Source organism: Streptomyces poonensis (assembly GCF_014650915.1).
In the GTDB taxonomy this organism is placed as follows: domain Bacteria; phylum Actinomycetota; class Actinomycetes; order Streptomycetales; family Streptomycetaceae; genus Streptomyces; species Streptomyces poonensis.
Genome location: NZ_BMVW01000012.1, coordinates 73,116 through 95,580 on the forward strand (window position 1 = coordinate 73,116; position 22,465 = coordinate 95,580).

18 protein-coding genes are annotated in these 22,465 nt (G+C 70.4%); 13 read left to right on the forward strand and 5 right to left on the reverse strand.

What is annotated here, in order from left to right; translation table 11 throughout:
* Positions 1-6: 6 nt before the first annotated feature.
* Together IE242_RS25555 and IE242_RS25560 are read right to left on the reverse strand one after the other, a co-directional pair.
* Complete coding sequence (locus IE242_RS25555) at positions 7-945, reverse strand: NAD-dependent epimerase/dehydratase family protein (RefSeq protein WP_189863159.1); 939 nt, start codon at positions 943-945, stop codon at positions 7-9.
* Positions 939-3,731, reverse strand: a complete 2,793-nt coding sequence (locus IE242_RS25560) for an AMP-binding protein (RefSeq protein WP_229859441.1) — start codon at positions 3,729-3,731, stop codon at positions 939-941. Before IE242_RS25560 ends, IE242_RS25555 begins: the two co-directional genes overlap by 7 nt.
* A 654-nt stretch (positions 3,732-4,385) precedes the next feature.
* On the opposite strand from IE242_RS25560, the gene IE242_RS25565 reads away from it, so the two are divergent.
* From IE242_RS25565 to IE242_RS25595, 7 genes are all read left to right on the forward strand, one after another.
* On the forward strand, positions 4,386-5,237 hold the full coding sequence (locus IE242_RS25565) for a helix-turn-helix domain-containing protein (protein ID WP_229859442.1): 852 nt from the start codon (positions 4,386-4,388) through the stop codon (positions 5,235-5,237).
* A 104-nt stretch (positions 5,238-5,341) separates the two neighbouring features.
* A complete protein-coding gene (locus IE242_RS25570; protein ID WP_189863163.1) occupies positions 5,342-6,133 on the forward strand; it encodes a LuxR family transcriptional regulator in 792 nt (263 codons plus the stop codon).
* Positions 6,134-6,322: 189 nt separating this feature from the next.
* Positions 6,323-7,267, forward strand: a complete 945-nt coding sequence (locus IE242_RS25575) for an ACP S-malonyltransferase (RefSeq protein WP_189863165.1) — start codon at positions 6,323-6,325, stop codon at positions 7,265-7,267.
* Positions 7,268-7,272: 5 nt separating this feature from the next.
* Positions 7,273-8,031 carry an IclR family transcriptional regulator gene (locus tag IE242_RS25580; protein WP_373299585.1) on the forward strand — a complete coding sequence of 253 codons (759 nt, stop codon included), beginning with the start codon at positions 7,273-7,275 and terminating at the stop codon, positions 8,029-8,031.
* Between the two features lie 73 nt (positions 8,032-8,104).
* The gene (locus IE242_RS25585; protein WP_308436787.1) at positions 8,105-9,223 is read left to right on the forward strand and encodes a beta-ketoacyl synthase N-terminal-like domain-containing protein; all 1,119 of its coding nucleotides are present in this window, start codon (positions 8,105-8,107) and stop codon (positions 9,221-9,223) included.
* Positions 9,220-10,047 (forward strand): alpha/beta fold hydrolase, encoded by an 828-nt coding sequence (locus IE242_RS25590; protein ID WP_189863169.1) that lies wholly within the window; start codon positions 9,220-9,222, stop codon positions 10,045-10,047. The genes IE242_RS25585 and IE242_RS25590 overlap by 4 nt, the downstream gene beginning before the upstream one ends.
* Positions 10,048-10,154: 107 nt before the next feature.
* The gene (locus IE242_RS25595; RefSeq protein WP_189863171.1) at positions 10,155-10,397 is read left to right on the forward strand and encodes a hypothetical protein; all 243 of its coding nucleotides are present in this window, start codon (positions 10,155-10,157) and stop codon (positions 10,395-10,397) included.
* Between the two features lie 24 nt (positions 10,398-10,421).
* On the opposite strand, the gene IE242_RS25600 is transcribed toward IE242_RS25595, so the two are convergent.
* Positions 10,422-10,943, reverse strand: coding sequence for a hypothetical protein (locus IE242_RS25600; RefSeq protein ID WP_229859443.1), 522 nt, complete (start codon positions 10,941-10,943; stop codon positions 10,422-10,424).
* A 327-nt stretch (positions 10,944-11,270) separates the two neighbouring features.
* On the opposite strand from IE242_RS25600, the gene IE242_RS25605 reads away from it, so the two are divergent.
* From IE242_RS25605 to IE242_RS25620, 4 genes are all read left to right on the forward strand, one after another.
* Entirely contained in the window at positions 11,271-12,269 is a 999-nt protein-coding gene (locus tag IE242_RS25605; RefSeq protein ID WP_189863175.1) for a polyprenyl synthetase family protein, read from the forward strand.
* Between the two features lie 10 nt (positions 12,270-12,279).
* The gene (locus IE242_RS25610; RefSeq protein ID WP_189863178.1) at positions 12,280-13,827 is read left to right on the forward strand and encodes an acyl-CoA carboxylase subunit beta; all 1,548 of its coding nucleotides are present in this window, start codon (positions 12,280-12,282) and stop codon (positions 13,825-13,827) included.
* A gap of 11 nt (positions 13,828-13,838) precedes the next feature.
* Positions 13,839-14,081 carry an acyl-CoA carboxylase epsilon subunit gene (locus IE242_RS25615; protein ID WP_189863180.1) on the forward strand — a complete coding sequence of 81 codons (243 nt, stop codon included), beginning with the start codon at positions 13,839-13,841 and terminating at the stop codon, positions 14,079-14,081.
* A gap of 134 nt (positions 14,082-14,215) precedes the next feature.
* Positions 14,216-17,176 carry an AfsR/SARP family transcriptional regulator gene (locus IE242_RS25620; RefSeq protein ID WP_229859444.1) on the forward strand — a complete coding sequence of 987 codons (2,961 nt, stop codon included), beginning with the start codon at positions 14,216-14,218 and terminating at the stop codon, positions 17,174-17,176.
* Positions 17,177-17,190: 14 nt separating this feature from the next.
* On the opposite strand, the gene IE242_RS25625 is transcribed toward IE242_RS25620, so the two are convergent.
* Positions 17,191-17,343 (reverse strand): hypothetical protein, encoded by a 153-nt coding sequence (locus tag IE242_RS25625; RefSeq protein ID WP_189863182.1) that lies wholly within the window; start codon positions 17,341-17,343, stop codon positions 17,191-17,193.
* 218 nt (positions 17,344-17,561) lie between these two features.
* Between IE242_RS25625 and IE242_RS25630 the strand changes: the two genes are divergently transcribed.
* On the forward strand, positions 17,562-19,481 hold the full coding sequence (locus IE242_RS25630; protein ID WP_189863184.1) for an AfsR/SARP family transcriptional regulator: 1,920 nt from the start codon (positions 17,562-17,564) through the stop codon (positions 19,479-19,481).
* Between the two features lie 67 nt (positions 19,482-19,548).
* On the opposite strand, the gene IE242_RS25635 is transcribed toward IE242_RS25630, so the two are convergent.
* Positions 19,549-19,791 (reverse strand): DUF6269 family protein, encoded by a 243-nt coding sequence (locus IE242_RS25635; RefSeq protein ID WP_189863186.1) that lies wholly within the window; start codon positions 19,789-19,791, stop codon positions 19,549-19,551.
* 574 nt (positions 19,792-20,365) lie between these two features.
* Here IE242_RS25635 and IE242_RS25640 point away from each other — a divergent pair.
* Entirely contained in the window at positions 20,366-22,444 is a 2,079-nt protein-coding gene (locus tag IE242_RS25640) for an ABC1 kinase family protein (protein ID WP_189863188.1), read from the forward strand.
* Positions 22,445-22,465: the final 21 nt, after the last annotated feature.

Genomic DNA, 22,465 nt, shown 5'->3' on the forward strand with positions numbered 1-22,465 from the left:
GTCTCCTCAGTGGTGGGCCGGCCGGCGAACGTGCTGCGGGAAGTGGGCTTCGAGGGTGCGGCGGATGCCGTCCCGCCAGGAGACCGTGCAGGGGCCGGTCAGCGAGCGGCGTCGTGTCGGGTCGAACCGGTAGGTCTCCCGGGTGACCTCGCTGGGCGTCAACCGGGCTTCGACGCCCGTCAGTTCGGACATGTACTCGACGCACTCGGTGATCCCGACCGGTTCGTCGCCACCCCAGTTGACCAGCGTCGCCGGGGTCGCAGCGGCCCGCCACAGGTGGGGGACCTGGGCCACGAGGTCGTCGGTGTGCAGCAGGGAGCACCAGTTCTGCCCGGTCACCGGCACGGGGATCGCCTCACCCGCGAGCATCCGCTTGAAGTAGAGCATCGGCACTCCGCCGTAACCGCCGGGGCCGTAGGCGATGTTGAGCCGGGCGATCGTCGTGGGCAGGCCCAGAACCTGGCTGAAGGCGCGTACGGCGCCCTCGGTGGCGATCTTTCCGACGGGATAGGCGGGCAGCCAGTCGGCGACTCCGTCGACCGGGTCGTCCTCGGTGTAGGCGTGGTCGAGGGTCTGCCGCGCGTACAGGGCGCCGGTGGAGACGTACAGGAACGCCTCGGCGGTTCGGCAGTGAGCCATGAGACGGCCGGTCGCCACCGCGTTGACCTCGGCCGTCGCGTTGAAGTCTCCGTCGTCGCCCCGGCGCACGGCGGAGTGGATGACGTGGGTGAAGTCCTCGGGCAGGCCCTTGAGCGTGTCCGGCGAGGGATCGTCCATGTCCCAGTGCCAGGTGGTGATGGACTTCTCGCTGAGTTCCCGTTCCACGCCCGGGGTGCCGAACCTGCCCAGGCACCAGACGTCGTTGTGCTCGGCGAGTGCTTCCGCCACCGGCCGGGCGACCTGTCCGGTGCCGCCGGTGACCAGGATCCTCTGTCCCTTCAGCATGATTGCTCCGTCTCGGTGGTGATGGCGACGTGGGCGTCGGCGTCGGCGAGGGCCCGGTCCAGTTCCCGGCGCAGGATCGCCTGGAAGGACGCCACGTGCTGTGGGCTCATCAGCGTGTAGTGCTCGCCGGGGACCTCGATGTAGCGGTTGGGCCCGGTGGTGTGCTCGTCCCAGCGGCGCAGCTCGTTGTCGAGCCAGTCCTGCTTGGTGCCGCGCAGGGGGATCGCGTAGAAGACGCTCATGGACGGCACCGCGCCGGTCGGCCGGTAGGAGCGGCCCAGGTCGGTGAGGGCGTTGGCGAGCTCCGCCCAGTCACCGAACTTCTGGCTGTCCAGATCGAGTTCGGCCAGCCGGTCGGGCGGGGCGAGATCCATGAGGCGTATGACCTGCTCCTCCACGGGCAGACCGCGGAGTCGGCCGGGCAGTTCCCGGGCCTGCTTCTTGTCGATCAGGGACAGGAAGAAGGCCAGGTTGACCGCGGTCTCGGTGAAGTCGAGTTCGTCCATTCGGTACTTGATGTGCGGCGGCAGGTTGAAACTGCCGACGAAGTCGACGCGCTCGCCCTGGTCACGCAGGACCTTGGCGATCTCGAAGGCGACCACGCCGCCGTAGGAGTAGCCGGCGATCGCGTACGGACCGTGCGGCTGCCGTGCGCGGATGGCGTCCACATAGCAGTCGATCATCTGCTCGAAGGTGGCGAAGGGCTTCTCGTCCTTGTCGAAGCCGCGGGCGCGCAGGGCGTAGAAGGGCCGGTCGCCGACGAAGTACTTGGCCAGGTTGACGAAGACCAGGACCTCGCCGACCCCGGGGTGGACGCAGAACAGAGGGGTCTTGGTGCCGCTGGTCTGCATCGGCACGATCGGGTCGTAGGCGGGTGTGCCGGAGGTCGCCTGCTCGGTGAGCCGTGCGGCGAGCGCCCGGACAGTGGGGGCCCGCAGCACGGTGATGATCTCCAGGCCGGTGACGCCGAGGCGTTGGGCGATCCTGCTGCGCAGGCGGAGGATGTCGAGCGAGGTGCCGCCGAGGTCGAAGAAGTTGGCGCCCGCGCTGACCGAGTCGGGATCGACGTCGAGGATCTCGGCGTAGATCTCGCACAGGGCCCGCTCGGTGTCGCTCGCGGGCGCGGTGTAGCCGCCCAGCATGCGCCAGGTGAGGTCGGCTACGGCGCGCTGGTGGCTGTCGTAGTCGCCGGCCTCCAGGCGGCGGCGCATCAGGGAGCGCTGGATCTTGCCGAGGCTGGTCTTGGGGAAGGCGTCCTTGGGCAGCGGCAGGAGGACGGAGGGCCTGAAGCCCCAGTGCATCACGACGCTGCTGCGTACGGCGGTGAGCACTTGGTACAGCGCCGCCTCGTCGCCCTCGGTGACATCCGGGTGGAAGGCGATCACCAGTTGCTCGGTGTCGGCGCCCGGCGCGCGGGTCGGGAACGCCGCCACGTAGGAGCCGGCCACACCGGACAATTGTTCGAGGGAGGTCTCGATCTCGTGGCTGAAGTAGTTGACGCCATTGACGATGACGCTGTCCTTGCTGCGGCCGACCAGGCAGAGGCGTCCGGCATCGATCCGGCCGAGGTCGCCGCTACGGAACCAGCCGTCGGCGGTGAACGCCTCCGCGGTGGCCCGCGGGTTGTTGTAGTAGCCGCGGGTGACCATGGGGCCGGCGAGCTGGAGTTCGCCGACCTCGCCCTCGGGCAGCTCACGGTCGTCGGCGTCGGCGATCCGCATGCGCAGACCGTGCACCGGGGTGCCGAGGGAGGCGAACTCGCTGTCCAGGTCCACCTCGGGGAAGGTCTTGCGGGAGTAGACGCTGCCGGCGCAGGTCTCGGTCATGCCGAAGGCCGGCCACAAAGCGTCGGGGGCCATTCCGTACGGCGCGAAGTGGTCGAGGAAGGCCTCGCCGGTGGTGCGTACCACGGCCTCGCCGCCGCTGACGATGTGCCGCAGCCGGGTCAGGTCGAGCCGTTCTCCGCTGTCGCGCAGCCGCTCCGCGGCGGAATTGAGCTGCCCCAGCAGGAAGTTGGGCGTAAAGGTCATGGTCACGTCATGCCGAGAGATGAGTCGCAGGAACTCCAGGGGTTCCGCGAGGACCACCGAGGGCTCCACGTGCAGTTGGCGGCTGCCGGTGGAGAGCGGCAGCAGATGGCATTCGAGGAGAGCGGCCACGTGGTCGAAGGAGATCCAGTTCAGGCTCGTGTCCGCGGCGGTGAGCCGGTGGTGGCCGTTCTTCGCCGCCATGGACGCCAGCAGATTGGCGTGAGTGAGCATGACGGCCTTGGAGTTGCCGGTCGAGCCGGAGGTCAGCACGAGCAGTGCGGTGTCCTCGGGGGCGGCGCTGTGCGGCTCGGCCGGCTCCGCGGTGTACAGCCGGTCGAGGATGCCGACCGAGAGTCCGTCCACCGGGGGCAGTTCGGCGCCCAGGGATGCGCTGGTGATGACCAGGGGCCGGTCGAGCAGTGCGTCGACGTGGGCCAGCTGGGCGGCCCACCGCTCGGAGTCGCCACGTACCGGCGCCATGGGGCACGGGACGAAGCCGCCGAGCACCGCGGCCCAGAACGCGGTGAGGAACTCCCGGGGCCGCTCCAGGATCAGGACGACCTTGTCCTGGGGGCGCAGACCCTGGGCGCGCAGTCCGCCGAGCACCCGCAGGGCGTCGTCGAGGAGCTCCGGGTGGCTCTGATCCTGGAAGGCGGCTTCCACGCCACCGAGGCAGTAGCGGATGCCTGAGTCGGAGTGGTGGCGTGCGGCGTGCACAAGAAGATCCGTGATGCTCTGCCGAGGTGTGGTGTTCACGTTTGTCTCCATTGCCTGATGACGTGTCGGGCACGGAGGCCCTGTGCGTCGAGGTGGTGGGAACTGGACGTGCCGCGAGGGGGAGGCCGCGTTTCGGCGACAACGACTCCCAGGAAGATGCAGGGGAGCCGCGAGAAAATCGATCGGTCACCCTGCGCGGGTTCTGCGCCTGTGCATTTCCGCCTCCGAGAAGCGGAATATTTCGATCACGGGTGGCTGATTCGAAGTGGGCGTTCCATTCGGCTCTCGCACAGCCGACCTGGGGGCATTGCGCAGTTAGTCCGAAATTCTCCGATACCGGCCGGGCTTCCGTGGAGGTCCGTCGAGACGAGAGGTGTGAATGCGCTCAGTGGGGTGTGTGTGCGAGGCGTGGTCACGTCATGAACCTAGGCGGGAACCTGCTCACGCTACGGGACGGATGGCCGCTAGCGGACAGTGGCGCCACGCTCAGTGTGTATTACTTCACAGTATTATACAAAAAAGGAAATGCGAGCCTCCGCTTCCGGGGTTTCTGTGCAGTTTGCTGTCAGGGTCTCCGAAGTGATGTCAGTTCGAGACGCCCCGTAGACTGATTCCAGTTGTTCGAATTATCGTCGGGAAGAATCCGGTCCGCTCCGTGTGGCCGGAAGTTAGTTCACTCATGAACTGTTGCGGTTGGCGAATTTTTCGGGTGAGCAGGTGATGCCCGCGATCGGCGAAGCCGTGCGGAAGCGGGGATCGGCGAGTTGGAGGGGGAGCCTTATGCCGGACGCATTAACCAAAAAAGGGGACAGGGTGGATGATTCAGCGAAAGCCGATCATTCCGCCGGTCTGGAACAGGCGCTGCTGCAGGCCAGCGCCTTGATCGATTCAACTGTCCTGCTGCACCGACAACGCCTGGTGTTACCGACTCCGGTGGCGCGCACGGGCGGTGTGCCGATCGGTGACGCCCTCGAGTCGCTCATCGGCCGGGCCCGCCACACGGTGTGCGTCGCGCTGACCGAGACCGGCGAGTTCGCCGACGCCGTTCTGCGGTCGCTGGCCGGCATCCCGGAGCGGGCGGCCATACGCGTCCTGTGCACCGCGGAGTCGACGGACTCGGCCCTCTCCCGACTGGTCGACAGCCGGCTCGAGGCGCGGGTGTCGGAGAGCGCACTGCGTGAGACCTTGGTGGTCGACGGCGTTGCGGCACTCGTGCGCGGGGCCGAGGGAGTCGGCGGCCAGGCCGCCATCGTGAACGACGCCGCCGCGGTACGCGCCCTCGAACTGCTCTTCGCCGGCGCATGGTCCCGCGGCCGCAAGCTCACCGATCACCTGCAGTTGAGCCCTCGGCTCCGCACCGAGCTCGCCAGGAACATCCTGGAGCGGCTGCGTGCGGGCGACACCGACGAGACGGCGGCGCGTGAACTCAAGGTGTCCTTGCGCACCTATCGGCGTTACGTCGCGGAGATCATGCGTGAACTCGAGGCGAGCTCTCGCTTCCAGGCCGGAGTCCGCGCCGTGGAGTTCGGACTGTTGTCGGAGTAGCGCGCGGTGCCGAGCAGCAGAGCCGTACGAGCAGAGCCACCCCGGACGCGAGTGTTCACCCGGCGGGGGCCCGAACGCCAGAAGCCAAGGTGGGGGAAGACGACGTGTCCAACGGGGGAGACGACGAGCTGGAGCACTCCCTGCTCCAGATCCGGACGCTGATCGAGTCGACGGTCGCCCTGCACAGGAACCGCAATCTCCAGCAGAGCCTGATCACCAACCTCGACAACGACTACAACTTCGTACTCGACGAGGCGCAACGGCTCATTCTGAGCGCCTCCCGCAGCATCGACATCGTGCACGCACGCCGGCTCGGTTCCGACGAGCGGTCCGAACGCTCCGAGCGGGATCTGATCTACGGAGCGCGTGAGCAGGTGGGCGTGCGGTTGCTGACCAGCCCGGCCCTGCTCGACGAGGACTACGTGCGCGAACAGCTCGGCAAGGAACGCCCGGTGTCCGTCCGGATCGCCAGGGTCCCCCCACTGCAAGCGATGATCGTGGACGGCAGTACCGCGCTGGTGGTGGCGGATTCGGCGGTCGGCCGCCGGGCGTCGTTGATCCGCGTGCCGGAGGTCCTGAACACCCTGCAGACCCTCTTCGAGAACGTGTGGGTCCGTGCGGTGCCCGCGGGGGAGCGCACGATGTTCGGGGACCGCTACCGGGCCTCGCTCGCCCGGCAGATCCTCGGTGCGCTCCAGGCCGGTGTCACGGACGAGGTGGCGGCCCGTGACCTGGCCATCTCCGTGCGCACCTACCGCCGTCATGTCGCGGAGATCATGAGCCTGCTCGGTGCCAACTCCCGTTTCCAGGCCGGGGTGCGCGCCGCGGAGCTGGGATTGCTGCCACCTGCGGCGGGGCCCGGCACGGAGCGCGGGGGCCCGGTGGCAATTTCCTGAAAGGTCTGTTGCCGCCCGATCACGGGGCCCAGTTGGATGAGGTGGCAGGAACGGGAGCCGCCCGGACGGCGGCCCCCTTCCCCGGCGGCTGATCCCCCCCCGTTGAGCCGTCGGCGCACGAGGCCGGTCACCCGAGCCGGGTGACCGGCCCTGCGTGCCCCCGATGAGCGTTGTGCGGAAGGCGGGTTCATGAATCAGGTACCGGTCGGCCTGGTGTTCCCCGGACAGGGAACACAGAAGCAGGGAATGGGCGAGCCCTGGCGTGACACCCCGTCCTGGGAACTCACCGCGGAAGTCTCCGCCGTCACCGGCGAAGACCTGCCCGAACTGCTCCTGCACACTCCCGACGAACACCTTAGACGCACCGACCTCGCCCAACTCGCCGTGTTCACCGTTGCGTTGGTTGCACACGCCGAGGCCGTGCGCGGTGGCGCACTCGGCGGGCCCGTCGTCGCCTGCGCGGGACACAGCCTCGGTGAGTACACGGCTCTCGTCGCGGCCGGTGCCCTCACCGTCGGCCAGGCCGCGGCCCTGGTGGCCACCAGAGGACGCGCCATGCGCGAGGCGGCGTTGGTCCGCGAGGGCACGATGGGCGCCGTGGTTGCGGCGCCCTACCCCGATGTGGCGACGCTGGTGGGCGAAATCCGTGCGGAGGGCGGTGACGTGTGGATCGCCAACGTCAACGCCCCCGGCCAGACCGTGATCTCCGGCTCCCCGGAGGCGATCGCGGAGGTCGGGTCGCGTGCCCCCTCGATCGGCGGCAAGACGATCAGTCTCCGGGTGGGCGGAGCCTTCCACAGCCCGTACATGGCCCCCGCCGCCGAGAAGCTCGGCGGCGCGCTGCGCGACACGCCCTTCGCCCCCACGCATCTGCCGGTGGTGGCCAACGTCGACGCCGTGGCGTACGCGGGCGACGGCGACTGGGCGGATCTCTGCGTCCGGCAGCTCACCTCCCCGGTGCTGTGGGAGCAGAGCGTACGGGCCCTCACCGGCCCGCTCGGCTGCCGCCGGCTCGTCGAACTGGGCCCAGGGCGAACCCTGACCGGGATGATCCGGCGCATCGACCCGGAGGTGGAGGTCGTCTCCCCGGAGGGTCCCGAAACCGTCCTCGCCCGACCGGTGAGCGAACGATGAGCGTCGTGGCACAACGGCCGGGGACGATCAGCGGGATCGGGGTGCTCGACAAGGCATCGGTCCTGCTCGACCTGGTGGAGAAGGGCCCGATGTCCCTGTCCGAGTTGGTCGCCCGCAGCGGATTCCCGCGTCCGACCGTGCACCGGATCGCACGCGGGATGGAGAGCCTCGGTCTATTCACCCGGGACGTCAGGGGCCGTTTCGTCCTCGGGCCGCGGCTCGGGAGCATGGCCGTCGAGGTACAGAGCGACCAACTGATCAAAGCGGCACCGCCGATACTCACGGACCTGCACGCACTGACCGGGCTCGACGCTCGGCTCTTCCGCCGTCGCGGCGCCGTGCAGATCTGCGTAGGCACCTCCGCCGAGGCCGCCGAAAGGCGGGAGGGCGAGGGCCTGCCGGTCGGAACGGCACGTTCGGCCAAGGCGGGCCCGGTCGCGCAGGCCCTGCTCGCCTGGGAGGAACCCGAGGAACTCTACGAGGGGCTCCGCAACGCCCGCTTCACCGCCATGCAGCTCTCCCTGGTGCGGCACCGTGGCTGGGCGTACGGCCCGGACGTGATGGTGCCCCAGGCCGTCTCCATCGCGGTGCCGGTTCGCGCCATGGGCAAGCGGGTGGTGGCCGCGCTGTCCCTCACCGGCCACTACCCCCGCATGCCCGCCGCGCCGAGCCGCCTGCTGCTCGGCGCGATGGTCGACGCCGCGGGCGAACTCGGGGACCTTCTGGTGGAAACCGCCTCGGTTTCGCGGGCGCGTGCCCGGTAGGTCCCCGCGACAGCATGAAGTCCTGAAGCCGTCCAACGGGCCTTGGAGGCCTGAGCCGCAAAGGAGCAACGGCGTGTCCACTGCTGTGCGAGCCGAGCCTGCGAGCCGCCCGATCGTCGGGATGGGCGCCGTGGCGGCCACCGGAGCCGGCGTCGACGAACTGTTCGAGAGCCTCTGCACGGGTCGCGCCCAGCGGCCGGAGTGGCGAGGGGCGGAACGGTCCTCCTGTTCAGCCCCGCGGGCCGGCCAGGCGCACGACCGGCCGGTGCCGGGCACGGACGTCCCCGGCCGTGCCGCCCGGCTGCTCCTCGACGCGGTTGGCCAGGCCGCGGCGGACGCCGGTCTGGGGGAGGACCTGAGCGGCATTCCGGTGCTGGTCGGCACCGGAATGCGCGACCTGCGGCCCCTGGAACTGTGGTGGCGGGACGGATCCCCGTTCGCCGACTCCGGCCTCGGGTTCGGATCCGCGCTGCGCGAGCGTTTCAACGTCGAGGTCACCCACACCTTCTCCCATGCCTGCTCGGCGTCGCTGTACGCGCTGGCACTCGCCTCCGACCTGCTGGGGCAGGAGGGCGAGGACGCACTGGACACGGTGATCGTCGCCGGTGTCGACGTACTGGCCGAGCGGCCCCTCCCGTCCGGCGGGGACAGCGCGGCCGCGATCGTTCTGCGCCGGGCCGACTGCCGGTCGAAGCGGGTCATCGGCCACCTGCGGGGCGTGGCCGTCACTCACGGCGGCCCCGGGTACACCGCCCCTTCACCGGACGGAATCGCCGACGTCATGCGCTCGGCCCACCAGCTCGCCGGTGTCAAGGCGTCCGACGTCGACCTGGTGATGCTGCACGGCGGCGGGGCCCTCGGCGACGACGAGGCGGAGGCCGCCGCGCTGGCCGCGGTGCTCGGTGAGGCCTCGTCGGGCCCGCTGATGACCGCGGTGCGGTCCATGAACGGACAGCATTCCGGAGTCTCCGGGCTGCTCAGCCTGATCGTGGGGATACGCGCCCTGAACCAGGGACGGGTGCCGCCGTCGGCCGCCCCCGGGGTCCGGGCCGACGAGGCCGCCTCGTCGCCGTTCCGATTCGTCACCGGCCGGCCGGCCGACGGGCAGCGGCTGAGCGTGGCCCAGCTCAACGCCTTCGGACTCGGCGGCATCAACGCCGTCGCCATCGTGGAAGGAACCGAGCACCCGTGAACGCTCAGGCGCCGGCACAGCCCGTGCCGGACCGCCGGCGCACCGAGGGCCCAGGCCCAAGGGTGCTGCTGCACGGCCTGGCCACCGACGAGCGCGTCCGGGAGCGCACTCTCGCCCTGCTCCCGGACCGGTACGAGGTCCGGACCGCCCGGCTTCCCGGGCGGGCCGAGGTCATCACCGGCTGGACCGAGCTGCCCAACCTCAAGGGCCGGCTGGCCAGGGCACTTGAGGCGGTGCCGGGCCGCGCGAAGGTCGTGGTCGCCCACTCCGCCGCCCCACTCGTTCTCCTCGACCTGCTCCACCAGGGGAACCGCGGCGGCGTCGACGCACTGCGCCGGCTCGGCATCCGCGCCTTGGCGCTGTTCTCACCGTTCTACCGGCGTCGTGCCGCGGAGTTCGACTGGGACGCCCTCGGCTTCTATCTCCACGACTTCGAGCGGCTCACCGGGGACGCCGTCGGCATCCACGCGGGTGGACGGCTCAGCACCGCGGCCGAGCAGGCCCTGGCCCGGCGGGTCAGAGACCAGGTGGGCCCGTACGGCTGGCTCGGGTTCGCCGAGCTCTACCTGCGCACGCCCGTGCTGCGGACCGGCTGGATCACCGCGCCGGCCCTGGTGATCGGCGGTGCGGACGACCCCGTCGCACGGCCCGCCGACAACCTGGTGCTCGCAGCCGCGCTGCCGGACGCCGTCTCCCGGCTGCTGCCCGGCTGCGGGCACTTCCCGCTGACCGAGGCAGCGGACCGGTTCGCAGCGGAGATCGGCGACTTCGTCGACCTGGCGCTGGGCGTGCCCCTCACCGGAGGCAAGGCCGTGGCGACGTGACGAGGGAACGGGAGCCGTTCCTTGGAAGCGGCCCGTGGCTTCTGCTCGTCGAGAGCCGGGGACACGAAGGGGGACGCGACGGCTTCCGACAGGACGCGGTCACACACGTGACCACGGGCAGATCGGTGGTGTTCTTCCTGGTCGACGAGGGCGTGGTCCTAGCCGTTCCGGGCAGCGACGCCGCTCTCGACCGCTTCCAGGAGGCGGGCGGGACGCTGGCCGCCGACCGTTTCTCGCTCGCGCAGCGGGGCCTGGACAAGGCCCCGCTGCGCGCGGGCACGCGGGTCACCGGCATGGACGAGGTGGCGGGCTGGATCCTCGACCCGTCCGTGCGTGTTGTCTGGCACTGACCCTCTCGGCCGCCTGTGGCTCGGTCACTCGCAACCGCGCTGCCAGTTCCAGCCGATGAAGGTGTTCCTGAGCTCGACGTCGAAGGTGCAGACCGCGGTCGCGTCGGGGTTGAGTCCCACGGACGAGTGGTGCGTGTTCGCATACCACTCGCCGGTGATGTCGAAGACGCCCTTGTACGTGAAGTCCGCGTCGGCCTCGTGGTTGACGACGGGACAGTCGGTGGCGCAGTCCTTCTTGTCGGTGGCGGCCTTCAGCGACCAGCCGGCGTCCCACGGTTCACGGTTCCACTCCTGCGTCGCGGTGGTGGTCGCCGAGCTGATCCTGCCGTCGGCGACGGTCCAGGTGGCCGTCGAGTACAGCCCGGTCATCCGGATGTTGCAGCAGTCGTACATCTCGTTCCAGCTGCGGAGCTGACGCGTCACCGAGGCGGCCGCTGCGCTGGCCCGCGCCGGGGACGAGGCCGCGGTGGAGGTCGGTTCGTAGCGCACGGGTCCCAGTTCCGGCCGGCAGTCCTCGCCGATGGTGACCGTCTGCTGCACGGACATGCCGGCCGGTGGCGCCGGGAGCGCCCCGGACAGCTTGACCGGGCCACAGGACTGCGCGGTGTCCTGGCCGGCCGCCGGCGCGGCGGTCGCGGTACTACCGAGGACGGTAACAAGACCGACGGCGGTAAGCACGGCAGCGGCACAGCGCACGTATCGCATATTCAATTCCTTGTCCTTCGCCCCAAGTTCTTCGATTCGGGATCGTAATCGCTTTTCCCTCCGGGCAAGTTGGGGGCGGTAATGGTGGCACCTTCATGTCACCTCTATGGGAGGGAATCGAGCGTGCTGCCAGTGTTAGGCCATCGGCAAGGCAAAGGAGTTTCCCCCGTGGGTCTCATTCACATGCGCGCGCCCGGGGCGACGGAGGCGACGCATCAATGGCCGGGCCTTCTGGGAGTGCTCGGCCTGACGTCACCCGAGTTCGAGTCACGTATGTCCGAGGCGCTGGACGTGGTGGAGGACCGGCTTCGGGACTGTCTGCGCAACGCTCCGGAGCCCGGCTTCGCCGCACTGTCCGACCGTCTCGCCAGGGCCGACGACGGACGTCTGCGTCCCCTCCTCGTGCTGTTCGGCGCCGAGTTCGGCAAGTCGTGGGGGGACGGCGTGATCCAGGCGGCCGTCATGGTGGAACTGCTGCACATCTCGTCGGTCGCCGGCGCGCACCCCAGCACGGCGCCCGGCACCGACTGGCTGCTGGCCCGCTCCGCCCAGCTCGCCGCGGGCCTCGGCCCGCACGCCCTGCGGCTCAACGCGCAAACCGCGGGACGGCTCGTGGGGGGACAGCTGCGCCAACTCGCCGGGCCCGCGCCCGGGGAGGACCCCGTCGCGCACTACTTCGAGGTCACCGCGGGCGCCACCGCCGCGGTGCTCTCGCTCTCCCTGGGCGTCGGAGCGTTGCAGGCCGCCACTCCCGACCGATGGGTGCAGGACCTGATCGGCTACGGCGAACACCTCGGTGCTGCCCTTCACATCGCCGACGACCTGCTCGTCGCGACCGCACCGGCCGCAGACACCGGTGACGCGTCCGCAAGGGACCCGTTCGCACCGTCTCCCGGTCTGCCCGCGCTCCTCGCCCGGACCGACACCACCGCGCGCGGCGCGGAACTTCGCCGTCTGCTCACGACCGGCGCGATGACCGGGGCGACCCGGCAGCGGGCCCTGGAGCTGCTGCGCACGGCCCCTGCCACACGGCGCGCCGAGACGGCCCTGCACCAGCGGCTGACCGCCGCCGTCGCCGCGGTCGGCGGCCTGCCGTCGGTGCCCGCACGCCGCGCTCTGTACGCGCTGGTCGACTTCGTCGCCCTGCGAACCAGCCGGATTGGATGAGGGGTTCTCCATGACCATGCGCGACCGGGTGGGCGAGCTGGCGCTGATTCGCGCCGAGGTCCTCGAAGGCGTCCCCCGGGCCACCGAGGCCCAGCACGCCAAGGGGAAACTGACCGCACGCGAACGCCTCTCGCTCCTCTTCGACGAAGGGTCCTTCACCGAGATCGAGCAGCTGCGCAGACACCGGGCCACCGGTTTCGGCCTGGAGGCGAAGAGACCATACACCGACGGTGTGGTGACCGGCTGGGGCACGGTGGAGGGCCGTACGGTTTTCGTCTTCGCCCATGACTTCCGGATCTTCGGCGGCGCGCTGGGCGAGGCCCACGCCGCCAAGATCCACAAAATCATGGACATGGCCATCGCGGCGGGCGCCCCGCTGGTCTCCCTCAACGACGGGGCCGGCGCCCGGATCCAGGAAGGTGTCTCGGCCCTCGCGGGCTACGGCGGCATCTTCCAGCGCAACACCAAGGCATCGGGAGTCATCCCGCAGATCAGCGTGATGCTCGGCCCGTGCGCGGGCGGCGCGGCCTACAGTCCCGCCCTCACCGACTTCGTCTTCATGGTCCGCGAGACCTCGCAGATGTTCATCACCGGCCCCGACGTGGTCAAGGCGGTGACCGGCGAGGAGATCACCCAGAACGGCCTCGGCGGGGCCGACGTCCACGCCGGGACCTCCGGCGTCGCGCACTTCGTGTACGACGACGAGGAGACCTGCCTCGCGGAGGTCCGCTATCTGCTGTCGATGTTGCCGGCCAACAACCGCGAGATGCCGCCGGCCGCGCACTCCGCGGACCCCGCCGACCGGCGGTGCGAGCAGCTGCTGGAACTGGTGCCGCTGGACGGCGGACGCCCGTACGACATGCACGAGGTGATCGCCGAACTCGTCGACGACGGCGAGTACATGGAGGTGCACGAGACCTGGGCCACCAGCGTCATCACGGCCCTCGCCCGGCTCGACGGCCAGGTAGTCGGTGTCGTGGCCAACCAACCGCGGTCCTTCGCGGGTGTGCTCGACATCCACTCCTCGGAGAAGGCCGCGCGCTTCGTCCAGATGTGCGACGCGTTCAACATTCCACTGGTCACCCTGGTCGACGTGCCCGGCTTCCTGCCCGGGGTCGACCAGGAGCACGGCGGCATCATCCGCCACGGCGCGAAGCTCCTGTACGCGTACTGCAACGCCACCGTCCCCCGGGTGCAGGTGATCCTGCGCAAGGCGTACGGCGGCGCGTACATCGTGATGGACTCCCGCTCCATCGGAACGGACGTATCGCTGGCCTGGCCGACCAACGAGATCGCCGTGATGGGCGCCGAGGGCGCCGCCAACGTGGTCTTCCGACGGCAGATCCAGGCGGCCGACGACCCTGAGGCGGTGCGGGCGCAACTGGTCAAGGACTACAAGTCCGAGCTGATGCACCCCTACTACGCGGTCGAGCGCGGCCTGGTCGACGATGTGATCGACCCTGCCGACACCCGCTCCGCGCTGATCCGTGCCCTGTCCATGCTCCGCGGCAAACATGCCTCCCTTCCTTCCCGCAAGCACGGCAACCCCCCGATGTAGAGGAGACCGCCATGCCGGCTTCAGCGTTCGACGGACCGCTCGGCCCCAGCCTGTTCAAGGTCATCAGCGGCGCCCCCTCGGCCGAGGAACTCGCCGCCGTCACCGCGCTGCTCACCGCCGCGGCCGATAACGCCGAGGGCGGGACCGATGCCGCCGGCGACTCGGACCGAGCCGCGAGGACGGCGGACTGGAACCGGCCCGAGCGCTTCTCGCCGGTCTCCTGGATGGCGGCCGGGCGCTCGGTTGGCAGCTAGCTGCCAACCTCGTTTTCGATCCCTCAACCACCCTGTTAGCCAGTACAGAGGCGGCGTCAACGGGGCACGCAGAAGTCAGCCGCGATATCGGGAGGCAGCTCGTGCTTCAGGTGATGTTCCGGATCCTGGGGCCGTTGGACATCAGTGTCGGCGGGCAGCCGATCGTTCTCACCGGCGCCCGTCAGCGCACCATCATGTCGATGCTGCTGCTCGCTCCAGACCGGGTCGTCTCGGTCGACACACTCGCCGACGCCGTCTGGCACGGCGCTCCGCCGCAGACCGCCCGCAACCAGATCGCGATCTGTGTCTCGGCCCTGCGCAAGACGTTCAAGGCGACGGCCGGGGCCGACGACCTGCTCGTCACCAGCCACCCCGGTTACATGCTGTTCACCGGGGAACACCGCATCGACGCCATGGAGTTCGAAAAGCGAGCGGCCTTGGGCCGCGAAGCCGCGCGCAGCGGACGGCCGGAGGAAGCCTGTACCCGCTTCGACGAGGCTTTCGCCATGTGGCGTGGCCCCGCCCTCGACGGCATCGCGGCCGAGCGCGTCGAAACCGAGGCGGCCCGGCTGACCGCGATGCGGCTCGACGTGTACGAGGAGTACATGGGCCTGCGTCTGGAACTCGGCCAGCATCGTGAGGTGATCGGCGAACTGGCCGCTTTCGTGCGGGAACACCCGCTGCGGGAGCAGGCCACGGCCCATCTGATGCTCGCCCAGTACCGGTCTGGACACCGTGCCGCCGCCCTGGAGACCTACCGCGAGGGCCGCCGCCGGCTCGCCGACGAACTGGGCATCGATCCCGGGCCCGCCCTCCAGCACCTGCACGAGGAGATCCTCGCCGACTCCCCGCGGCTCACGCCCGCCACCGACACGGTGGCGCCCGCCCCCTCACCGACCGTACCCGCTCATCTGCCCTCCAGCGTGGCCTCGTTCACCGGACGCAACGGCGAACTCGCCACCCTGGACCGGTTGCTGGACCACCTGGACGGGCCTGGGCTACCGGTCGGTTCGATCACCGGGATCGGTGGCGTCGGCAAGACCGCCCTCGCCGTCCGCTGGGCGCACCAGGTCGCCGGCCGTTTCCCCGACGGCCAACTCTTCGCCGACATGCGCGGTTACGACGAGGAGGCGCCGCGCCACCCCAGTGCGGTACTCGACCGCTTCCTGCGTGCCCTCGGGGTACCCGGCCCGGAGGTCCCCAGCGACCCCAATGAACGGACCGCGCTCTTCCGCAGCGTCCTCGACGGCCAGCGCGTCTTGATCGTCCTAGACAACGCCCGTTCGTTCGGGCAGATTCGCCCCCTGCTGCCCGGCTCCGGCCGGTGCTGCGTCCTGGTCACCAGCCGTGACCCCATGGGTGGCGCGCTCGCCGGTGACTACGCCTTCGTACCACTGCACCTCGACCCGCTGGGACAGGACGAGTCGATCGCGCTGCTCACCAAGGTCGCCGCGGACGGCAGGCTGAGCGCCGATCCGGTGGCCGCCGCCCGGCTGAGCGCCCTGTGCGACCGGCTGCCGCTCGCACTGCGCATCGCCGCAGCCCGGCTCGCCGCCAAGCCCCACTGGTCGGTCCGGACCCTGGTCTCGCGCCTGGAGGACCAGCACCGCAGGCTCGACGAGCTCAGCCCTGACGAGCGGGGGGTCCGGGCCGGCCTACGGCTGAGCTACCGTGACCTGCCGGCGGCCACCGCGCGCATGTTCCGGCTGCTCGGCTCCCTGAACGTGCCCGACTTCGCCTCCTGGGCCGGGGCTGCGCTCCTCGACATCGACCCGCTCGACGCGGAGGACCTCATCGAGGAACTCGTCGACGCGCAGATGTTGGTGCCGCTCTCGTCCGCCAGTGGCGATGTGCGCTACCGCTTCCAGGACCTTCCCCGGCTGTTCGCCCGGGAGCAGGCGCTCGCGGAGGACTCGGAGGACGACCGGCGGGCGGCGCTGCGGCGGGCCGCCGGGGCGTGGCTCGCACTTGCCTCGGAGGCTCATCGCAGGGTGTACGGCGGTGATTACACGATCACCCACGGTCCGGCCCACCCCCACCCGCTGCCCGGTCATCTGACGCAGAGCCTGCTGGAGGACCCGATGGAGTGGTTCGAGAGCGAGCGTGCCTCGGTCACCAGCCTGGTGGAACAGACCGCCGCCGAGGGCGAGGCCGCGTACGCCTGGGATCTGGCGATCACGAGCGTCACCCTCTTCCAGAACCGTAACTACCTCGAGGACTGGCGCTTCTGCAGCGAGCTGGCGCTGTCCGCCGCGCGGCGGGTCGGTGACCGGCTCGGCGAGGCCGTGATGCTGCACTCGCTCGGCACGCTCGAGATCGTGTCCTGGGCCTACGAGGCCGCCTTCGGCCACCTGGAGCCGGCCCTGCGGCTGTTCGAAGAGGTGGGCGAGGAGGAGGGAGAGAAGGGACGGGCCCTCGTGCTTCGCAACCTGGCGCTGTGCGAACGCCACCGCGGTGACCTGGACACGGCTCGGGATCTGGGGCACCGTTCGCTGGAGCTGTTCCGCGCGGTCGGAGATCGCTACGCGGAGGCCCATGTGCTGGGCCTGCTGTCCCAGATCGAACTGGAGCGGGGGTTTCCGCAGGCCAGTCTGGTGCTGTCCGCGGAGGCGGTCGCCAGAAGCCGCGGGCTCGGGACCGTGCGCGGTGAGGCGCAGAGTACGGTCCGTCTCGCAGAGGCCCTGATTCACCAGGGCGACGGCGTACGCGCGGAGGAAGCCTGCCACCGGGCGCTGGAGCTGGTGCGCGACAGCGGTGACCGTCGTGGTGAGGCACACACCCTGCGCGCGCTGGGCGAGGCGCTGTGGCGTCAGGGCAAGATCGAGAAGGCCGAGGCGGTGCTCGAACAGGCGTTGGTGACGGCGGGCATGGTCCCGGACCGCTTTCTGGAGGCGCGAGCCGAAATCACGCTCGGTTGTGTGCGTGCGCTGCTCGGGGACCGGGCCGCTGCCGCCTCCTGCTTCAAGACGGCGGGCGATCTCTTCGCCGAGGTCGGCACTCAGGTCTGGCGGGACCGGACCGCTCGGCTACTGACACTGGTCGAGCAGGAGGACCGGATCGAGTCGGCGGACCTCTACGAGCTGGTGCTGCCCTGACGGCCGTGTGCCGGTCAGGTCCACGGGTCGTCGCTCGTCGCTCCCGCGACCGTGCGGGTCGTCGTGGTGTCCGCGGCCTGAGCGGCACCGGCGCCGGCCGTCAGAAGCAGCAGAACGGTCCCCAGCGTGGCGACGGCTGTGGCAGAGGTGGCGATGAAGCGTTGCATGACACTCCCCCTGGAGGTTGCTTCCCGGTACGGAACCGCTGTGGGTCGGTGTGCCCCGCGGCATACCCAGAAGGTTACGAGGATGGCTTTTCCCGGCGGTTTCGTCTCGCTTTCGTAGGGGCGAAAGTGCTCTGAAACCAGTGAAAAAGGCCAGCTCAGTAGCTTTTGCGGCAGGTATCGCAGTGATCGGAGCGAGCTGTTCGCAGGGGGAGGGAGCCATGGACTTCAGGGTTCTGGGATCCGTGTCGGCCCAGTGGGACGGACGGGCGATCGCGCTCGACGGCAGCAAACAGCGCACCATGCTCGCCGCCCTGCTGCTGGCCCGCGGAGGGCTCATGACGGACGAGCGGCTCACCACGCTGCTGTGGGGCTGGGACCCGCCGGCCACCAGCACCAACCAGCTGTACACGTACGCGTCGAGGCTGCGCACCCGCCTCGGTCCCGGGGTCAGCCTGGAGCGTACGGGAGCCGGCTACCGGATGGACGTCGGCGACGCCGAGTTCGACTGGGAGGTCTTCAGGGGACTGGCGGAGGCGGGCGGTGCCGACCTGCGGGCCGGCCGGTACGCCCACGCCGAGCGTCGACTGGCGGCGGCCCTCGCGCTGTGGACGGGCCCCGCCCTCACGGGTGTCACCGCGCAGCTCGCCGAGGCCGAGGGGCCTCGACTGGAGGAGGCCCGGCTGTCCGCCGTGGAGCGGCGTGCCGAGGCCGCGCTCGCCTTGGGTCGCCACACCGAGACGGTCCCCGGGCTGACCCGCCAGGTGGCCTTGCACCCGGGGCGTGAGGGGCTGAGAGGCCTGCTGATGACCGCGCTGTACCATTGCGGCCGGCAGGCCGACGCGCTCGCGGTGTACGCACAGGGGCGACGGTTCCTCGCCGAGGAGTTGGGCATCGACCCGGGCCCCGCGCTGCGCGCGCTGCACGAGGAAATTCTCCGGGGCCGGCTCACTGGGGTGTCCGCGCCGGGGGCCGATGCCGGTCCGCAACCCGAGCCCGGTCCCGCGCCCGCCGCGGCGTCGGCCTCGGTCCCGGGCCCGGCTGAACCGCCCTGCCCGAGCGGGGCCCTGAACCCGCAGTCGGCGGAGGCCGCGCCGCACCCGTCGCTCGCCGCGCTGTTCGACGACGGTCGGCCCGGCCTGGTGCCGGCGCTGCTGCCCGCTGCCCCGTACGACTTCGTCGGGCGTGCCGAGGCAGTGCGGGAGCTGCTCGACGCCCTGCGGGGGAACCAGGACGTGGTGGTCACCGGTGCGCCGGGAATCGGGAAGTCGGCACTGGCGCTGCACGCCGCCGAACGGACGCGCGACGCATTCCCCCAGGGCCAGCTCTACGCCGATCTGCGCACCGAGGGCGGCGCGCGTGAGCCCGGCGAGGTTCTCGGCTGGTTCCTGCGCGCCCTGGGCGTGCCGCCCGAGAAGCTGCCCGTGGGCACCGACGAACGCGTTCAGCTCTACCGGACGATGATGAGCGGGCGGCGGACTCTGATCGTCCTCGACAACGCGGCCGACGACGCCCAGGTGCGCCCTCTGCTCCCCGGCGGCGGGGCGAGCCGCACCATCGTGACGGGTGTGCGCGCCCCGCTGGCCTCGCTCGAGGGCACCCGCCTGCTGCGCCTTGACCCGCTCGATCCGGGGGACGCCGTGCGACTGCTCGCCACGGTCGCGGGGCCGGCACGGATCGGGGAGGACGCCGAAGCCGTCGTGCGCATCGCGGAGTTCTGCGACCGGCTGCCGCTCGCGCTGCGGATCGCCGCCGCCCGGCTCGCCGCACGTCCGGGGTGGTCCGCCACCCGTCTCGCCGCCCGACTGGGGTCCGAGGAACGCCGGCTGGACGAACTGCGTCTCGGCAGCCTCGACGTCGGGTCGCGGCTGAGCCGCGCACTGCGCGAGCTGCCTCCCGCTCTCGGCAGCGCCTTCGTCGTCCTGGCCGCGGCCGGTCCGCCGCTGTTGACCGCCCCCGACGCGGCGGCCGTACTCGGGACCGGGACCGGCGACGCCGAGGACCTGCTGGAGCAACTGGTCGATGCCCGGCTGCTGGACGGGGACGGCATGGACGGCGGCGGCCGGCCGCGCTACCGCTTCCCCTCCCTCGTCCGCATCTTCGCCCGGCAGCAGAGCGAGGCCGTCCTCGCCGTCGTCTGACGCCCACCGCTCCCGTGGGGCCGGCCGCCAACGCCGCGGCCGGCCCCACGCACGTCCGGGTCCGGGCTCAACCGCAGCCGCCTGCGTGGCCTTCGTCGAAGGACTGCGTCTCCTGAAGCGGCATGTCGAACCGGTACCCCTGCGCGACGAGCTCGTTCAGTGCGTCGGCGTATTCCACGAGGAGTCGCGCCCACGGGGTGGCGCTGCCGCGCAGCAGTTCCTCCTGCTCCATCGACGCCTGCTTCTCGAGTTCCTCAAGGAATTCGAGTGGGTGCGGAGCGCTGGTCTTGCTTCCCGCGTCTTCGCGCATAATTCCTCCTCGGTTCGGGCGGGTCTTCTCAAGTCCCCGCCCTCACAGAGTCGGCCACACGCATATACGCGATCCCGCCTCGTTCTCTCCATTCCCGTACAGGATTTTCGGGGCTCCGTACAGGTCCGTACAGATTCCGTACAGACTCACCCCGGTCCACACCGATCACTCGGGAGAAATGGCTATTGACCTGCCCGTTCGTGCAACTTCAACGATGGTGGACAACAGGCGTCGGCGAACGCTTCCCAGGAAAGAGAGAAAATACCTTCGATCGTTGGGGTGCATCGCACGCCAGAAGCACGAAAAGATTCCGGATCCCTCGCCGAGTGTGCATTGAACGGGGGGGCGGCCATTCCCGGCCCATGCGGCCGGGAATTCCAGGCGCGGCACCACGCACGGCTCCGCCGCAAATCCGGAATACGCCGGATACGCCGCCTCAGCCCCGTCGGCCCCACGCGGACCGCTGTGCACATCCGACGCGGCCACGGGGGGCATTGCATGAAGCTGCCACATCCCGCTGACCTCCGCCGAGTTCCGCCTAAGGTGGCCAGCGACCTACCGAGGGAGCGGTTTCATGACATCAGCCACCACCGTCATCGATGACGTACCGCTCGCTCTTCTCATCGCCCTGACGGCCGTGATCGTGCTCGGCCCCATCGCCTTCGGCGTCTCGGCGGCCTCTCGGCGCCTCCTGGGCATCAGGGTGGGCCCCCTGCGGACTCTCGGCGCGGGACTGGCGGGGGTGGCAGCCGTGGCCGTGTACGGGCAGGTGATGAACGACAGCGACAAGGACCTCGGGGCGCTCTCCACGATGCAGATCCCCCTCGCGCTGTTCGTCGCGATGACCGCCCTGGTGCTCCTGGAGGTCTTTCTGCCCTCCGGCAGCTGGGCCAGGCCGCTGCAGGCGGCGCGAGGTCTGGGCGACCGGTTGCGCCGGGCTCGCCGCTACTCCCAGATCAGCCGAATCTTCGTACGGCACGGCTTGGGCCGGGTGCTCCGGGGACGGGGCGGCTGGCAGCGCGCGATGCGACCCGGGGCATACGGCGAGCAGTGCGCGAGGTCCACGCGGCTGGCCCTGGAGGAGTGCGGCGGCGTGTTCGTCAAGCTCGGCCAGGTGCTCTCCACCCGGCGCGATCTGCTGCCGCCGCACTTCATCGAGGAACTGAGCCGGTTGCAGAGCGACGCTCTGCCGGCACCCTGGCCGGAGGTGGAGGCAGTGCTCCACAAGGAACTGGGCAAGCCGGTGCCCGAGGTCTTCGAGTGGATCGAGCACGTGCCGCTGGCCGCCGCCTCCATCGCCCAGGTGCACCGGGCCCGCCTGAAGGGCGGCCCCACGGTCGCCGTGAAGGTGCAGCGCCCCGGCATCCGCGAAGGGGTCGAGCGGGACCTGGGCATCGTGCTCGCCGTCAGCCGCAGCCTGCAGAGCAGGCTGCGCTCCGCGGGTGCCCTCGGGCTACGCGAACTGGGCGACGGCTTCGTGGAGTCCGTACGGGAGGAACTCGACTTTCGTATCGAGGCGCGCAATTCGGATGCCGTGGCGAAGGCCACCGACGGGCTGGAGCAGGACGCGCCGGTCCGGATCCCGCAGGTGTACTACAAGTTCACCTCGGCACGTGTCCTGGTGCAGGAGTGGCTCGACGGGGTCACCCTCGACCGGGCCGGGGCGACGGCCGACCGGGCCGGTCTCGATCGGGAGGAACTGGCCCGCACCGCCTTCGGCTCGATGCTCCACCAGATCCTGCGGGTGGGGGTCTTCCACGCCGATCCCCACCCCGGCAACATGCTCCTCCTGGAGGACGGGCGGATCGGGCTGATCGATTTCGGTTCAGTCGGCCGCATCGACCCGTCGGTGCAGGTGGCCATCCAGGAACTGCTGGTGGCGGTGGACCGCGGTGATCCGGCCGGACTGCACGACGCACTGCTGAGCCTCCTCGGCACCCGGGCCACCACGCACGAGGAGCTGATGCCCGATCCCCTGTTACTGGAGAGGGAACTGGGCCGGTTCATGGCGCGGCATCTGGGGGTGGCCGCTCAGGCGGACTCGGAGATGTTCACCGCGCTCTTCCGGATGTTCGCCCAGTTCGGGCTCGCGGTGCCGCCCGAGGTGGCGGCGGTGTTCCGGGCCCTGGCCACCATCGAGGGCACCCTCACCCAGCTCGCTCCGGGATTCAACCTCGTCGAGGAGGCACGGGGGTACGCCATCGGGGTGCGTGCCGACCGGCTGACGCACCGATTGCTGCAAGGGCGCGGGGGACGGGCCGCAGGGGGCTTCGCTCCGCCGACCGTCTCGTCCCTGCTGCACAGGGTGGCTCAGGAGGTGCTGTCGGTCCTGCCGATGCTGCGCAGGCTGCCGCGGCGGGCCGAGCGCATCAGCGCGTCACTGGAGGAGGGCAGGCTGGGCGTACGGGTCAGAGTGCTCGCGGACGAACGGGAGCGGCGGTTCGTCTCCGGCCTGATCCACCAGATGACGGTCACCCTGCTGGCCACCTGCACCGGCCTGATGGGCGTGATGTTGATGGTGTTCGGCACGGGCAAGGGCCCCCGGGTGTCGCAGCAGCTGGAGCTGTATCCGCTGATCGGCTACCACATGCTCGCGGTGAGCGCGATCCTCGCCCTGCGGGTCCTCTACACGGCGCTGCGCGGGACCGCCTGAACCGGTCCCGCGCGCCGATCA

Coding starts and splice junctions, on each gene's coding strand:
- IE242_RS25575 (WP_189863165.1), top strand. CDS start 6,323: ATGAATCAGGTACCGGTCGGCCTGGTGTTCCCCGGACAGGGAACACAG.
- IE242_RS25600 (WP_229859443.1), bottom strand. CDS start 10,943: ATGTCCGTGCAGCAGACGGTCACCATCGGCGAGGACTGCCGGCCGGAA.
- IE242_RS25625 (WP_189863182.1), bottom strand. CDS start 17,343: ATGCAACGCTTCATCGCCACCTCTGCCACAGCCGTCGCCACGCTGGGG.
- IE242_RS25610 (WP_189863178.1), top strand. CDS start 12,280: ATGACCATGCGCGACCGGGTGGGCGAGCTGGCGCTGATTCGCGCCGAG.
- IE242_RS25635 (WP_189863186.1), bottom strand. CDS start 19,791: ATGCGCGAAGACGCGGGAAGCAAGACCAGCGCTCCGCACCCACTCGAA.
- IE242_RS25555 (WP_189863159.1), bottom strand. CDS start 945: ATGCTGAAGGGACAGAGGATCCTGGTCACCGGCGGCACCGGACAGGTC.
- IE242_RS25640 (WP_189863188.1), top strand. CDS start 20,366: ATGACATCAGCCACCACCGTCATCGATGACGTACCGCTCGCTCTTCTC.
- IE242_RS25615 (WP_189863180.1), top strand. CDS start 13,839: ATGCCGGCTTCAGCGTTCGACGGACCGCTCGGCCCCAGCCTGTTCAAG.
- IE242_RS25630 (WP_189863184.1), top strand. CDS start 17,562: ATGGACTTCAGGGTTCTGGGATCCGTGTCGGCCCAGTGGGACGGACGG.